The sequence below is a fragment of the Sphingomonas sp. PAMC 26605 genome (assembly GCF_000241485.1).
Lineage (GTDB): Bacteria > Pseudomonadota > Alphaproteobacteria > Sphingomonadales > Sphingomonadaceae > Sphingomonas.
This window is the reverse complement of record NZ_JH584241.1, coordinates 2,322,903-2,337,827: the sequence shown is the minus strand read 5'-3', so window position 1 is coordinate 2,337,827 and position 14,925 is coordinate 2,322,903. Positions and strand designations below refer to the sequence as shown.

Annotated in this window: 14 protein-coding genes; 6 read left to right on the top strand and 8 right to left on the bottom strand. The window is 69.0% G+C overall.

Features of this window, described 5'->3' with window-relative positions; translation table 11 throughout:
* The first annotated feature begins 99 nt into the window (after positions 1 to 99).
* The 5 genes from RH90_RS10925 (at position 100) to RH90_RS10905 (ending at position 4,790) form a co-directional block, all read left to right on the top strand.
* On the top strand, positions 100 to 867 hold the full coding sequence (locus RH90_RS10925) for an SDR family oxidoreductase (protein WP_010185681.1): 768 nt from the start codon (positions 100 to 102) through the stop codon (positions 865 to 867).
* A complete protein-coding gene (locus RH90_RS10920; RefSeq protein ID WP_010185679.1) occupies positions 864 to 1,910 on the top strand; it encodes a glycosidase in 1,047 nt (348 codons plus the stop codon). Before RH90_RS10925 ends, RH90_RS10920 begins: the two co-directional genes overlap by 4 nt.
* Positions 1,911 to 2,100: 190 nt before the next feature.
* Positions 2,101 to 2,661 (top strand): DUF1993 domain-containing protein, encoded by a 561-nt coding sequence (locus RH90_RS10915; RefSeq protein WP_010185678.1) that lies wholly within the window; start codon positions 2,101 to 2,103, stop codon positions 2,659 to 2,661.
* 114 nt (positions 2,662 to 2,775) lie between these two features.
* Complete coding sequence (locus RH90_RS10910; protein ID WP_010185676.1) at positions 2,776 to 3,360, top strand: DNA-3-methyladenine glycosylase I; 585 nt, start codon at positions 2,776 to 2,778, stop codon at positions 3,358 to 3,360.
* Positions 3,357 to 4,790, top strand: coding sequence for an MFS transporter (locus RH90_RS10905; protein ID WP_010185675.1), 1,434 nt, complete (start codon positions 3,357 to 3,359; stop codon positions 4,788 to 4,790). The genes RH90_RS10910 and RH90_RS10905 overlap by 4 nt, the downstream gene beginning before the upstream one ends.
* A gap of 10 nt (positions 4,791 to 4,800) precedes the next feature.
* Here the strand turns inward: RH90_RS10905 and RH90_RS10900 are convergent, their stop codons facing one another.
* Positions 4,801 to 5,760 carry an NAD-dependent epimerase/dehydratase family protein gene (locus RH90_RS10900; protein ID WP_010185674.1) on the bottom strand — a complete coding sequence of 320 codons (960 nt, stop codon included), beginning with the start codon at positions 5,758 to 5,760 and terminating at the stop codon, positions 4,801 to 4,803.
* A 90-nt stretch (positions 5,761 to 5,850) separates the two neighbouring features.
* On the opposite strand from RH90_RS10900, the gene RH90_RS10895 reads away from it, so the two are divergent.
* The gene (locus tag RH90_RS10895; RefSeq protein ID WP_010185673.1) at positions 5,851 to 6,750 is read left to right on the top strand and encodes a LysR family transcriptional regulator; all 900 of its coding nucleotides are present in this window, start codon (positions 5,851 to 5,853) and stop codon (positions 6,748 to 6,750) included.
* A gap of 28 nt (positions 6,751 to 6,778) precedes the next feature.
* On the opposite strand, the gene RH90_RS10890 is transcribed toward RH90_RS10895, so the two are convergent.
* The 7 genes from RH90_RS10890 to RH90_RS10860 are packed head-to-tail and all read right to left on the bottom strand — an operon-like array spanning position 6,779 to position 14,892.
* The gene (locus RH90_RS10890) at positions 6,779 to 7,630 is read right to left on the bottom strand and encodes a fumarylacetoacetate hydrolase family protein (protein ID WP_010185672.1); all 852 of its coding nucleotides are present in this window, start codon (positions 7,628 to 7,630) and stop codon (positions 6,779 to 6,781) included.
* A 1-nt stretch (position 7,631) separates the two neighbouring features.
* Positions 7,632 to 8,801, bottom strand: coding sequence for an FMN-dependent L-lactate dehydrogenase LldD (lldD, locus tag RH90_RS10885; RefSeq protein ID WP_010185670.1), 1,170 nt, complete (start codon positions 8,799 to 8,801; stop codon positions 7,632 to 7,634).
* A gap of 4 nt (positions 8,802 to 8,805) precedes the next feature.
* On the bottom strand, positions 8,806 to 9,537 hold the full coding sequence (locus tag RH90_RS10880; protein ID WP_010185669.1) for an SDR family oxidoreductase: 732 nt from the start codon (positions 9,535 to 9,537) through the stop codon (positions 8,806 to 8,808).
* 46 nt (positions 9,538 to 9,583) lie between these two features.
* Positions 9,584 to 11,674 (bottom strand): right-handed parallel beta-helix repeat-containing protein, encoded by a 2,091-nt coding sequence (locus tag RH90_RS10875; protein ID WP_010185667.1) that lies wholly within the window; start codon positions 11,672 to 11,674, stop codon positions 9,584 to 9,586.
* Positions 11,664 to 12,506: an amidohydrolase family protein gene (locus RH90_RS10870; RefSeq protein ID WP_232280342.1), complete on the bottom strand. Its 843-nt coding sequence runs from the start codon at positions 12,504 to 12,506 to the stop codon at positions 11,664 to 11,666. Before RH90_RS10870 ends, RH90_RS10875 begins: the two co-directional genes overlap by 11 nt.
* Complete coding sequence (locus tag RH90_RS10865; RefSeq protein WP_010185665.1) at positions 12,503 to 13,786, bottom strand: MFS transporter; 1,284 nt, start codon at positions 13,784 to 13,786, stop codon at positions 12,503 to 12,505. The genes RH90_RS10870 and RH90_RS10865 overlap by 4 nt, the downstream gene beginning before the upstream one ends.
* On the bottom strand, positions 13,783 to 14,892 hold the full coding sequence (locus tag RH90_RS10860; protein WP_010185664.1) for a mandelate racemase/muconate lactonizing enzyme family protein: 1,110 nt from the start codon (positions 14,890 to 14,892) through the stop codon (positions 13,783 to 13,785). Before RH90_RS10860 ends, RH90_RS10865 begins: the two co-directional genes overlap by 4 nt.
* Positions 14,893 to 14,925: the final 33 nt, after the last annotated feature.

Genomic DNA, 14,925 nt, shown 5'->3' with positions numbered 1-14,925 from the left:
GTCGGAAGCAATCCCGCGCTCGCAACATGACAAAGATGAAATTTGCGCGCGGCGGAGCGCGCGCCGATACGACTGGCCAGGACTAGAAAAGGCAATGCGATGGCAATCGGACGGTGCGTAATGGTCAGCGGCGCGGAAAGCGGGATCGGTGCGGCGTGCGCCATCGCGTTCGGCGCGCTCGGCGACACAGTCGTGGTGCTGTTCCACGATGCCCATAACGACGGCAGCGACACCGTCGCCAAGGTCAAGGCGGCGGGCGGCGATGCGATCGCGGTGCAGTGCGACGTCGGTGACGAAGCCGCGGTCGAGGCCGCATTCGCCGCCGCCGAGCGGGCGTTCGGGCTCGTTACTGTGCTGGTCAACTCGGCCGGGATCAACATGGCGGGGGTGCCCGTGCGGCAGATGACGCTGCCGCAATGGCAGCGCATGCTCGACACCGACCTGACCGGCGCGTTCCTCACCTCGCGCCGCTTCGTGCGAGACCGGCCGGCGAACACGCCCGGCGCGATCATCCATATTTCCTCGATCCATGCCTATGCGGTGCGCGCGGGTGGCGCCGATTATTGCGCGGCCAAGGGCGGCCTCACCAATCTTATCGAGACGCTCGCGATCGAGGAGGCGCCCAACGGCATTCGCGTCAACGCGATCGAACCGGGCATGATCCTGACGCCGATGAACGCGCGCGCCAGTACCGACCCCGCCTATCGCCAGGCGCTCGAAAGCAACATCCCGATGGACCGCGCGGGGAGGCCCGAGGAAGTCGGCGATCTCGCGGTGTTCCTCGCTTCGGACCAGGCGTCGTACATCACCGGCGCGCGGATCGTGATCGACGGCGGCCTATCGCTGATGCAGGCGATCGGCGCATGATCGGGGGCAAGCCCGCGACGCCGTCGTCGAAAGCCGCGGCGACCAACCAGTCCGAGATAACGCCCGGCGTGCCGATCGTCCGCTCGCGGTTGGCCGCCGACAGCGTGACCGGCGACCGTAAGGTGCTCCTCTATCCCTCGGCGGGCGTGGTCGATTTCAACGTCCAGGAACTGCAGGACATCCAACTGATGGGTCCGCCGCAGGTGATGGCGCGCGATCTGATGAGCCCGTACGTCTGGCTCGAGCCCGACGGCCGGTTCGGGATCATGGTGCGCGCGGTCACGCGGCCGGGCGAGCCGATGACCGATACGGGCATCATCTGGGCCGGATGGAGCGATGACGGCGTCCGTTTCACGATGCTCGATCAGCCCTCGATCCTCCCCGGCGCCGCGGGTGAAAAGGATTCGGGCGGGGTCGAGGACCCCACCGTGGTCAAGATGGAAGACGGCAGCTACGTCGTTTATTATACCGGCGTCGAGCCCGACATGGCGCATGGCGAGATGTTCTACGCCACCGGGCCGAGTGTCGATGCGCTGGTCAAGGCCGGCGTCGCGCTCGCCTCGACCAAGTCGCTCGGCAACACCAAGGAAGCGACGGTCGATCGCGAGAAGGATGGCCGCTGGAGCCTGTTCTACGAATATGCCGCCGACGAGGCGAGCCGTGTCGGCCTGGCGATCGGCCCCAAGGTCGATGGGCCATGGGACGAGCAGCCGACGCCGTTCATGCCGCGCGAGGACGGATGGGACAATTGGCACCTCTCGACCGGGCCGATGCTGCTCGACGATCCCGAGCTGCCGGTGATGTTCTACAACGGCGCGACGCACGATGCGCGCTGGCGGATCGGCTGGGTCGCGTTCGACCGCGAGCTGACCCGCGTGATCGACCGCTGCATCGAGCCGCTGATCACCCCGCCGCCGGTGCCGGACCGGACCGCGAGCGACATCGCGTTCGCCGCCTCGGTGACCAGCCGCGACGGCGAGATCTGGCTGTATTACTCGCTCGAGGACCGGCGCCTGTCGCGGGCGCGGCTGCGGCGGAGTTGAGGGGGGTTCGGGGGTCGGGAGCCAATCCTCGAGCCCCCGGCCCCCGTCTTTCCATTTAGGAGCGCGCCAGGGACCGCGCCGCGGGCACCTATGCCGGAGAAGGGCTGAGGTCGCCCGCCACGGATCGCTTGACGCTCGTGCGCGCGCGGGCTTGGGTGGCGCTCTGATCCGCTACGGAAAGCCGTCTCCTATGACCCTGTCAGATCTTCTCGTACCGACTTACGTGCAGATGCTCGGAGCGGTGTCGCAATGGCTCGCCAAGGCCGAGGCGCAACAGCCGGCCGGCGAGGCGGACGCGTTGATGGCCGCGCGGCTCGCGCCCGACATGTTTCCGCTGTCAACGCAGGTTCGCTTCGCGTGTCGGCAAGCCCTCGAGGGGGTATCGCGGCTGTCGGAGCGAGACCTCCCGCCCCTGTCGCAAATTCTGATCGACGAAGGGCGCAATGGCGGGGAACGGCCCGGCACGCTCGCCGACGCGCAGGCCCGCATCGCGGAAACGCTGTCGGTCATCGCGGCCGTGACCGCGGCCGACGATGCGGTCGACCCTGGCGCACCGATCGCGCATGCGCTGCCGAGCGGAATGATCCTCGACTTCACGGCCGAGCAGTACGCGCGCGACTGGGCGCTGCCGCAATTCTACTTTCATGTCGGAACGGCCTATTCGATCTTGCGGGCGCAGGGCATCGCGCTCGGAAAGGCCGACTATGCCGCCCATTTGCTCCTGTATATGCGCGCGCCTGCGACGGCGTGACGCAGGCGCACCGCGACGCGGCACGCTGCGGTCGGCGCGATCGATCGTTCGTGGGCGGGCGCCGCACAATCGGCATGGGCCGCTGCTGCGGAAGCGGCTACAGGCGTGCCTAGCATGGAAACCGAGCCGCCCGACCTCGACAGACCAAGGTGCAGCTGGGCGCAGGGCGACCCGCTGCTCGCATCGTATCACGATGCCGAATGGGGCGTGCCCGAATATGACGCACGCGCGCTGTGGGAGAAATTGATGCTCGACGGGTTCCAGGCGGGGCTCGCCTGGGTCACGATCCTGCGCAAGCGCGACGCGTTCCGCGAGGTCTTCGCCGGTTTCGACCCCGTCCGCGTCGCGCGGTTCGACTCGTCCGATATCGATCGCCTCGTCGGCGACGCCCGGATCGTGCGGTCGCGCGCCAAGATCGCGGCGGTGATCGGCAATGCGCGCGCCTTTCTCGCCATGCGCGACGCGGGGGAGGAGTTTGCCGATTTCTGCTGGAGCTTCGTCGATCGCCGCCCGATCATCGGCGACGGCGTGACCCCGCGCACCCGCTCGCCCGAGTCCGAAGCCTTGTCGGCCGCGCTCAAGGCGCGCGGGTTCAGCTTCGTCGGTCCGGTGATCGTCTATGCCTGGATGCAGGCATGCGGCCTGGTCGACGATCATACGGCGGATTGTTTCCGCGGTCACCAGGGGCGCGTCGCATGAATCCCGCGCTCACCACCGAATGCGATCGTGGCCAGGCACATGCCGGAGGCGGCGGATCGGTCGCGCATCCCAATTGGACGATCGCCGCGACCATGCTCGCCTCGAGCCTCGCCTTTATCGACGGCTCGGTGACGAACGTGGCGCTGCCCGCGATCGGCCATGAGCTCGGCGGCGATCCCGCGGCGGTGCCGTGGATCATCAACGCCTATCTGCTGCCGCTGTCGGCGCTGCTGCTGCTCGGCGGCGCGGCGGGCGACCATTTTGGCCGCCGTCGCATGCTGACGCTCGGCATCACCCTTTTCGCGCTCGCCTCGGCGGGGTGCGCGTTCGCGCCCAACCTGCCCGTCCTGCTCGGCGCGCGCGCGGCGCAAGGCGTAGGCGCGGCGATCCTGATGCCCAACAGCCTCGGCATCCTCGGCAGTTCGTTCGAGGGCGAAGCGCGCGGGCGCGCGATCGGCACCTGGGCGGCGGCCGGCGCGATCGCCAGCGCGATCGGGCCGCCGCTCGGCGGGTGGCTGATCGGGACGGTCGGCTGGCGCGCGATCTTCTATCTCAATCTTCCCGTCGCGCTCGCGGCGATCATCGTCGCGCGCCGCTTCGTCGCGGAGAGCAAGCGCGGCGATCAGCCGCTCGACTGGACCGGTGCGCTGCTGGCGACCGCGGCGCTCGGCGCGCTGACCTGGGCGCTGACGCTGTGGTCGAGCCGCCACGCTGCGTCGACCGGCAGCTGGGTCGGGCTCGGCGCCGGGCTTGCGCTGCTCGCCGCCTTCCTGTGGGCCGAGCATCGCGCCGGCGAGCGCGCGATGATGCCGCTCGCGCTGTTCGCATCGCGGCCGTTCGTCGGGCTGACGCTGCTCACGCTATTGCTCTACGGCGCGCTCGGCGGGCTGCTGGTGCTGCTGCCCTATCTGCTCATCGTCGGTGGCGGCTATTCGCCGGGCCAGGCGGGCTTCGCGCTGCTGCCCTTCTCGATCGTGATCGGCGTCGCGTCGCGGCTCGCGGGGCGGCTGGCCGAGCGGATCGGGCCGCGCCTGCCGCTCACCATCGGGCCGATCGTCACCGGCGCGGGGTTCGTCGTGATGAGCCGGATCGATCCGACCGCGAGCTACTGGACCGGCGTGCTGCCCGGCATCGCGATCGTCGCGCTCGGCATGGCGGGCGCGGTCGCGCCGCTCACCACGGCGGTGCTCTCGTCGGTCGATGACCGGCATACCGGCACCGCATCGGGCTTCAACAGCGCGATCGCGCGTACCGGCGGGCTGATCGCGACCGCGCTGGCCGGCGCGGTGATCACCGCGTCGGGCGCCGCGCTCGTCGGCGGGTTCCGGATCGCGGCGCTCGCAGCCGCCGTTTCGGCGGTTGCCGCGGGCATCGCGGCCTTTGCGACGCTGGACCGCAAAGGCGGGGACCGGGCCGCGAATCCCGCCTAGCCGTGCGCCGTCAGGACCGCCCAAGCCCCTGCAAGGTGGCGCGCACCGCATCGTCGAGCGGCGTTGCCGGCACGTCGCCGAGCAAGCCCCGGACCTTGGTGTCGACGAGCCGCAGCGGGCGGCGCCACAGATAGAGCATCTCCTGCATTTCGCGCATGGTCTCGTTGAACGGCGCGACGGCGTGCACTACCGGCCACGGAAAACGATAGATCGGTACCCCCGGGCGCGCCACGGCGCGGCGGATCGCCTCGGCGAAGGCGCGATTGTCTTCGACCCAGGTTCCGCCGAAGTTGAAGCTGTCGAAGTCGGCGAGCGCCTCGGGCCGTTCGAGCAAACGCGCCATCGTCTCGGCGAGATCGGGCAGATATGCCCAGGCATGCCCAATCCCGGCGCGCGCCGGATTGAAGATCCGCTTCACCCGGCCGGCGGTCGGCACCATCCCCTGCGCCAGCCAGCTATTGCCACACCGCGGCCCGTAAAAGTCGCCGGCCCGCACCACCAGCGCCTTGGCGCCGTGGCGGCTCGCCTCCTGCAAACGGCGCTCCATCTCGACGCGAATCCGCCCCTTGCGCGTCACGGGATTCTGCGGCGCTAATTCGTCGACGGCCGCGCCCGCGTCGGCGCCGTAATTGTACACCGTCCCCGGCAGCAAGATCCGCGCCCCGCTCTCGACCGCGGCGGCGATCGTGCTGTCGAGCATCGGCAGGACCAGCCCCGCCCAGTTGCGATAGCCCGGCGGATTGACCGCATGCACGATCACCGCGACCCCGTCCGCCGCGCGGCGCACCGACGCACCGTCCATCGCGTCTCCCTCGACCCACTCCCGATCGGGATTGCCCGGCGCGGCGCGGTTCGGGTCGCGATGGAGGGCGCGCACCGCCCAGCCCCGCGCGCGCAACGTCCGTGCGATTTCGCTTCCGATGCCACCCGTCGCGCCGAGCACCAGCGCCGTCTGTGTTGCGTTCGTCATGTCTCACCTCTTTGCTGCTGGAGGCAGGGATGAACGCTTCGGCGCTAAACGAAAATTGCCGAAAGCTGCAGGTCTGCTATACAAAAGCGCATGGACACAGCGGGCCCGGGCTGGGAGCTATGGCGCACCTTCGATGCGGTGATGCGCATGGGGAGCCTGTCGCGCGCGGCGCGCGCGCTCGGCCTCACCCAGCCGACGATGGGCCGGCATATCGCCGAGCTCGAGGCGATGCTCGAAACGGGTGCGCTTTTCACGCGCTCCGCGCGCGGTCTCCAGCCGACCGAGCTTGCGCGCGCGCTGGCGCCGCATGCCGAGGCGATGGCGGCGGCCGCCGCCGCATTGGTCCGCACCGCCTCGGCCCCGGCCGACGCGGCCAGCGGTGTCGTGCGCATCAGCGCGAGCGAGGTGATCGGTGCCGAAGTGCTGCCGCCGATATTGGCGACACTGCACCGCGCGCATCCCGGCCTGACGCTCGAACTCCTGCTCACCGACACCACCTCCGACCTGCTCCGCCGCGATGCCGACATCGCGGTCCGGATGACGCAACCCAAGCAGCAGGCGCTGCTCGTCAAGTCGGTGGGACGGATCGGGCTCGGTTTCTACGCCCGACGCGACTATCTCGCGCGATCGCGGCCGATCGAGCGCCCGGCCGACCTCGGCGATCACGCGGTGATCGGGTTCGATCGCGACTCGGCGTCGCTGCGGTCGATCGAGGCCGTCTGGCCCGACCTGCCGCGCTTCACGCTGCGCACCGACAACCAGCTCGCCCAACTCGCCGCGGTGCGGGCGGGGTTTGGCATCGGGGTGATGCAGGATCCGATCGCCGCGCGCGACCCTATGCTCGTGCCCGTGCTGCGCGAGACGTTCGTCGCGTACCTGCCCGTGTGGATCGCGATGCACGAGGATTTGCGCTCGACCCATCGCATGCGCATCGTCTTCGCTGCGCTGGTCGCGGGAATGGCCAGCCATGTCGCGAAGGGCGCCGCGTGAGAAACCCACGCCGCACCCTTCGATCTGGCTAACCGCGGGTCGCGACACACTCCTGCCGCTGTTCCCCCAAGCCATCGATGCCGAGCCGGATGCTGTCGCCGACCTTGAGATACCAAGGCGCGGGCTTCTGCCCCAAGCCGACTCCCGGCGGCGTGCCGGTGGTGATGATGTCGCCGGGTTCGAGCTCCATGAACTGCGAGCAATACGCCACGATCTCGGCCACCGGGAAGACCATCGTCGCGGTATTGCCGTTCTGAACGCGCTTGCCGTTGACCTCGAGCCACAGCCCGAGCGCCTGCGGATCGCGGATCTCGTCGGTCGTGACGAGCCACGGGCCAACCGGACCGAAGGTCGGGAACCCCTTGCCCTTGTCCCAGGTGGGACCCCGCTCCTGCTGCCACGCGCGCTCCGACACGTCGTTGACGACGCAATAGCCCGCGACATGGGCCAGCGCGTCGCTTTCCGAGACGTTGTAGGCGCGCGCACCGATCACGACGCCGAGTTCGACCTCCCAATCGGTCTTGGTCGAGCCGCGCGGAATGGCTACCGGGTCGTTCGCGCCCTGCAGGCAATTGACCCATTTGTTGAACACGACGGGCTCGGACGGGATAGGCAGGTTCGATTCGGCGGCGTGATCGGCATAGTTCAGCCCGATCGCGATGAACTTGCGCGTTCCCGCGACCGGCACGCCATAGCGTGCGCCTTCGGGGGCGAAGGGCAAGGCCTCGACATCGAGCGCGAGCAATCGCGCGAGCCCCTCGCCGGAGAGGACGCCGGCGTCGATGTCGGCGACGACGCCCGACAGATCGCGGATACGGCCGGTCGCATCGACCACGCCCGGCTGCTCGGCACCCGGCGCGCCAAATCGGCAAAGCTTCATATCAGGATGTCCTTCTGGAAAGGCCGAACCGATCGTCGGCGAGAATGGTTCGGTCGAGCGCCTCGACCCGGTTGCAGCCGGCGAGCGTCAGCGTCACGCGCATTTCCTTCTCGAGCATCGCCAGCATGCGATCAACCCCGGCCTCGCCCGCGGCGGCGAGCGCCCACAGCCAGGCGCGGCCGAGCAGCACGCCGTCGGCCCCGAGCGCGAGCAGGCGAATGACATCGAGACCCGAGCGCACGCCGCCATCGGCGAGGATCGTCATCCGGTCGCCGACCGCATCGGCGATCGCGGGCAGCGCGCGGGCTGTCGACAGCACGCCGTCGAGCTGGCGCCCGCCGTGGTTCGACACGACCAGCCCTTGCGCGCCATAGGCCGCCGCCTCGCGCGCATCCTCGGGATCGAGGATCCCCTTGACGACGACCGGGCCGTCCCATGCGTCGCGCAGCCAGTCGAGATCCTTCCAGCGGATGCCGGGATCGAAATTCTCGGCGAGCCAGCCGATGTAATCGTTCATGCCGCTGTCCGCGCCGAGCACCGGCACGAGGTTGCCGAGCTGGTGCGGCCGCCCGCGCAGGCCGACGTCCCACGCCCAGTGCGGCTTGCCCATCGCCTGCAGCGCGCGCCGGACAGGACCGCCCGGGCCCGACATGCCCGAATGGAGGTCGCGGTGGCGGATTCCCGGGGTCGGCATGTCGACGGTGAAGACCAGCGTCGTCGCCCCTTGCGCGCGCGCCTCGGCGATCAGGTCGCGCATGAAGCCGCGGTCGCGCACGACGTAGAGCTGGAACCACAGGTTCGCATCGGGCGCACCGGCGCGCAGTTCCGCGAGCGGGCAGATCCCCACGGTCGAGAGGGTGAACGGAATGCCCTGCCGCGCCGCCGCACGCGCCGCCTGGACTTCGCCGCGGCGGCGGAACATCCCGCCGATCCCGATCGGCCCGAGCGCGACCGGCAGCGGCACGCGCTCGCCGAACCATTGCGTCGAAAGGTCGATCTCGGCGACGTCCTGCAACACGCGCTGACGCAGCGCGATGTCGGCAAGGTCCGCCCCGTTGCGGCGCATGGTGTGCTCGCCCATCGCGCCGCCATCGGCATAGTCGAACAGGAAGCGTGGCAGCCTGCGGCGCGCGGCTTCCCGGAAATCGTCGATCGCGGCGATGATGCTCATGCGGTCAGGCCATCGTCCATCCGCCATCGATCGCGATGGCGCTGCCGGTGACATAGACGCTCTCGTCGCTGGCGAGATAGAGCGCGAGCGACGCGATCTCCTCGGCCGTGCCGATCCGCCCCATCGGCTGCCGCGCGACGAAGGCCGCGCGCGCGGCGGCTGCGTCGCCGGTCGCCTCGAGCCGTTCATCGAGCGACGGCGACTGCACCGTGCCGGGGCAGATCGCATTGCAGCGGATGCCCTTGCCGACATAATCGAGTGCGATCGAGCGCGTCAGCCCAGCGACCGCGCCTTTCGACGCGCAATAAGCCAGTCGGTTGGGGACGCCGATCATCGCGCCCGCGACCGAGGCGATATTGACGATCGCGCCGCGCCCCGCCGCGAGCATCGCCGGCAGCACCGCCTGCGTCATCCGGATCGTCGCGCGGACGTTGAGGTCGAACGACAAATCGAGCCCGCGCTCGGTGACGCTCAGCAGATCGCCCGAATCGACATAGCCCGCGCAATTGACCAGCACGTCGAGCCTCCCCGCCGCCGCTCCGGCATGCGCCACCGCCGCCGGATCGAGCAGATCGACGACGAGCGGTTCGCATCCCGTCAACGTGGCGAGCGCATCGGCCTTGAGATCGAGCGCGATCACCGACGCACCCTCGCGGACGAACAATTCGGCAATGGCGCGGCCGATGCCCTGGGCAGCGCCAGTGACGAGGACGCGCTTTTCGGCGAGACGGGGCATGGTTGGTTTCCTTCGGTGTGGGGCGACAGTCGGGCGCGCAGGTCGCTCAAGGCTTTTCGGGTTCGATCCCGGCATGCGCGATGACATCCTTCGCGGCATCGGGCCAGGCGCCGTTCGCGACGACCACCGTGTCGACATCGCGATTGTTGAGATACGGCGTCCATGCCCCCGTCCGCCGCCCCGAATCATGCCAGTTGGCGATCGCGAGATTGTCCATCGCGGTACGGCGCGGCGCGAGATTGTTCTGCGAATTGAGGTTGAGCCACACGCCGACATTCCCGATCGCATTGTTGCGCAGCGTGACGTAGCGCGATCCCTCGTCGAGATACATCGCGATCCCGCCCGGCACGTCGTAAATGTAATTCTCGGCGATCAGCGCGCCTGGGTCGGCCGAAAGATGGTAGATCGCGCCGCCATCGGGGAACCATTGCTTGACGTCGTGGACGCGGTTGCCGACGACGACGGTGTCGCGCAGCGTCGTCGGCGTGTCGTACACCAGATTGCCGGGCTGGTTGTAATAGCCGCGGCTCGGGGTGAAATAGGCCGCGTTGCCGCCGGGGTCGTTCGCGCCCCAGCCCCAGCCGATGTCGATCCCGTCATACGGCGCGCCCGACACGTCGTTGTGCCACACCACCGCGCCGCTGGCATAGGTGACGAGGATCGCCGCCTGCTCGCGGTAATGCTGCGACACGGTGCGCACCAGATTGTTGCTGATTACGATGTCGCGCACGCCCATTTCGCGGCGCGACGGATGATGCGCGTCGGGCCGCACGCCGCCGACCATGATCGCGCCGCCGGCGAGATCGGTGAAGCGCGAGCGGCGCACCTCGATCGCGCTGGTGCCGAGGCCGACGCCGCTGTCATTGGCATCGGGATTGTTGCCGATGCCGAGCGCGATCTGGCCGAGCTGGGTGAATTCGTCATGATCGAACACGACCCGCGTCGCGGCTGCGACCTGCACCGCCGCCGGCTGCTGACGCCAGCGGTTGCGCATCGCCTCGAATGGCCAGCAGCCCCACGAGCAATCGCGGATCGGATCGTCGGGATAGCCGCTCCAGTCGCCAGCGAGGAACGATCCGCTCTGCTGGCTGGCATAGCCCTCGGGCCCCGATGGCAGCAGCCAGCTCGTGTGGCGGAAGCTCAGGCCGCGGATCTGCAGGTCCTTGATCGGCGCGTTATAGCTGCCGGCGATCGACAGCAGGAATTCGAGGCGCGGCAGCACGACCTCGATCCGCTGCATGTCCTCGCCCGCGAGCGGCTTGTAATAGAGCTTCCCCGCCGCCGGATCGGCATACCATTGACCCGGATCGCGCAGGAAGGCGCGCGCGTTGACGAAGAACAGGCCGGCATTGTCGCCCCATACCGAGCGCGCGAGCGTGTCGTAGCCGACGAGATTGTTGCGCCAGCCCGGCTGCTGCATGACGATGCGGTCGCCGTCGATCCGCGCGACCATCGCATGGCGGTCGGTGAACCAGCCGGTCGCCTCGACCTCGATGCGGCTCTGGTCGGGCAGCTTCGCGAGCGCGCGCCACGCCGGATCGACGATCGTGATCCCGGTCTTGTCGAAGGTGAAGGCGCTACGCGGCGCGCGGACCGCGGCGCGGGGCGCCATATGGCCGCCGACCCAGAGTTGCCGCGGATCGATCCCGCGCGGAATGTCGGCGCTCCAGATGCCGCGCGTGCGGTCGGCGAGCGTCCAGCCCGTCACCGGCGTCCCGCCCGACAGCACCGGATGCGCGCCGGGTGCGGCTTCCCAGCGCACGGTATAGCTGTTCTGGCCGCCATCCGCCGCGGTCAGGCGCAACGGCGCGCGCAACCGGTAGACACCGTCGCCGAGCAGCACCGTCACGTCATGATCGGCGTTAAGCCGCCGCACCGCCGCCTGCGCGCGGGTGAGCGTTGCGAACGGGTGCGCCGCCGTGCCGTCGCCCTCGTCCGACCCGTGCGGCGACACCGCCAGCACCACCGGCACCGGCGCGGGCCGACTCGAGATATGGATATTGCCCGCGGTCTGCTCCTTGCTGACGACGGGCGCCACATAGACCGGGATGTCGGACGGGTCGGCGCGTTGCGCCATTGCCGGAGCGACGCCGGCGATCGCGCAGACGGCAGCGAGAACAAGCCGATCAGGACGCATCCGCACTCTCCAAAGCGTAGAACTCGGTCGCCGCGCCCGCGAAGAGGCGCGCGGCATCGGCCCCGGCCCGCTCGGCGAGCGCCCGCGCATCGTCATGCCATTGCCGCCAGTCGTCGCCCGACAGCAGCAGCACCGGCCAATCGCTGCCCCACATCAAGCGCTCGCCGAAGCTGCGCACGAGATGTTCGACATAGGGCGTCAGGTCCGCAGCCGGCTGCCCCGGCGCCTGTTCGGTGCGCAGGCCCGACAGTTTGCAGTGCAGGCCAAGCCCCGCGAGCCGCGCGATATCGTCGCGCCATGGGTCGAGGATCGTATCCGCCGCCTTGGGCTTGGCGGCGTGATCGATCACGATCGGGAGGTCGGGCCAGCGTTCGGCAAAGCGCGCGAGCATCGGCAGGTGCCGCGGCTGGACGAGCGCGTCGAGCCGCAATCCCGAGGCCTGAACCGCCTCGAGCGCCGGGGTCAGCGAATCCTGCAGCAGCCAGTCGGTATCGGCGATCGATTGCAGCATCGGCCGAACGCCGCGGACTTTGGGATGCCGCGCGACCTCCCGGATGCGCTCGGGCGCACCCCGGTCGGCCAGCTCGACCCAGCCGACGACCGCCCGGACCAGCGGGGTGCGCTCCGCCAGCGCCATCATCCAGTCGGTATCCGCATCGCTCGGCTGCGATTGGACGAGCACGGTGCCGTCGAGCGGCAGACCGGCGGTTGCGGCGATCAGGTCTTCGGGGCCGAAGTCGCGATGGATCTCGGCTTCGGCGGCGGTCGGCCAGGTCGTGCCCGGCGTGGCGAGCGACCAGAAATGCTGGTGGGCGTCGATCAACCGCATCATCGCACCGATCGGATCGGCAGCACGAGGCATGCGCCGAACACCACGAACGCGCCCGACACGACGAACAGCAGCGGGTAGTTGTTGCCGGTGGCATGCAGCAGCGCCGCCGCCATCACCGGGCTGAGGATCTGCGGAACGTTGATCGCGGTGGTCAGGATGCCGAGATCCTTGCCGGTCGAATCCTCGCCCGGTGCAGCCACCGGCAAGACGCGCGTCATCAATGCAAGATCGACCGACATGAACGAGCCGTAGCCGATCCCGATCAGCCCGGCATAGAGGAACATCCCGCGCAGGTCGGGCGACAGCAACGGCGCGATCTCGGCAAGCGCCATCACGACGCCGGCGATGAACACCAAAGGCTTCAACCGCCCGAGCCGATCCGACAGCCAGCCCGACAGCAAGGCCGAAATGACCAAGGCGATGAAGGTGATCGACGACATGCGCGCGATTGTCAGATTGGCGGCGCTCTGCGTGAGGCCGATATACCCCTCCAGGATGTAGAGCAGATAGGTCAGGATCGCCTGATAGCCCATATAGATCGAGAAGCGGCCGAACAGCGCCCAGGCGAAATCGGGATTGGCGCGCGGATCGACCCAGAAGCCGCGCAGGAAGGTTGCCAGCCGAAACGGCACCGGCGCCGCGAGCCCGGCCGGCAGCGGTGGCTCGCGATTGACCGTCACGAACATCAGGCAGGCGGCGATGATCCCGCCGCCGACGATCGCATACGCCGCGAACAGGTGCGCCGCCATCAGCCCGCCGAAGATCGTGCCGGCCGAGACGCCCGCGGTCATCGCTGCGCCGACCACGCCCGATACCATGCCGCGCTCGCCCGGCACGAAACGGTCGGCGACGATCGTGGTGATCGCAGGCTGCATCGAATTGAGGCTGACCGTCGCCACCAGCCACAGGATCGTCACGCCGACGATGCCGCCGCCGAACGGGATGAGGATCGTCGCGATCCCCCCGGCGACGCCGCCGATCGCGATCCACGGGGTGCGCCGGCCGAAGCGCGAGCGCGTCCGGTCGGACAGCGCGCCCGACACCGGGGTGGTGATCGTGCTGAACACCGAGGTGATCGCGTAGATCACGCCCAAGGTCCCGAGCTTGCCGACCGGATCGAGATTCTCGATCTGGTTGGGCAGCAGCACGCCGAGGATCGACGCATACAGCGCAAGCAGCACGAACAGGACGATGCCGAGGCTGACGATCAGCCCCCATTTGCGCCCTTCGTCGACGGGCGCGACGATCGGCTGCGCTCCGAGTCCCACGCTCGCGGTCACGCGGCCGCACCGATCGCGGGCGGCAGCGCGCCACCCGTCGCGCGCGCCTCGGCGCTGAGCACGAGGCCGTGGCCCGGCGCGTCGCGCCCGTGGATGAAGCCGTCGGCCATCGCATAGGGCTCCTCGACCAGATGGTCGAAATTCTGGAAGCTGTATTCGAGCCAACGCACGCCCGGCAGCGCGAGCGCCATGTTGACGCCGAGCTCGAGGAAGGTGTTGCCGAGCGTCACCTCGACATTGGCCTCGTTGGCGAGCCAGCCGGCGCGCATCACGTCCGACACCTGGCCATGCACGTTGAGCATGTCGCACGCGCGCCCCTCGACGAGCTTGCGCTTGCCGGTCAGGTCGAGATATTCGCCAGCGTTGATCCGGCTGACGCCGAGCTGGCGCAGCATCCGCAATCCGTCGAAATCCTCGCGCGGGATCGGGTCCTCGAGCCAGTAGATGCTGTGCCCGGCGCGCTCGAAGCGGCGGACCGCCTGGATCGTCTCCTGTGCCGTCCAGGCTTCGTTGGCATCGATCATCACCGGCCGGTCGGTGCCGACGACATCGCGCAGCAGATCGAGCCGGTGCAGGTCGCGCTCGAGATCGGGATGCCCGACCTTGATCTTGTAGCCGAGGAAACCGCGCTCCTTCGCCTTGCCGAACAGTTCGGTGAAGTCATGATCCGACAGGTGATAGTCGAGCCCGCTGGCATAGACGCCGACCTTCGTCCGCTCCGCCCCCAGCATGCGCCACAGCGGCAGTCCCGCTTGCTTGGCGAACAGGTCCCAGATCGCATGCTGGAGCGATTCCTCGAACGGCAGGCCCATCCGCCGCGCATTGCCACCGCGCACGCGGTACACCGCGAGCGCAAGCGACGCCGGATGCCGCCCCTCGAGACCGCCCCAGGCCTCTGCCGCGAAGATGCGGTCGATCTCGGCCGCGTCGGGCAACGTCGTGAACAGCGCCTGCGCGAAGCCAAGCCCGACATTTCCCTTCGCATCGATCAGCTCGACCGCGATGATCTGCGCGGTCGTGGCGCGCACCTGCGAGTCGCCGATCGTCCGGTCCCGTGGAAACGCCAAGCGCGTCAGCCGATACGCAACAATGGGCACTGACGACATTTCTTAGCTCCTTATTGAGATATCAGTCTCTGC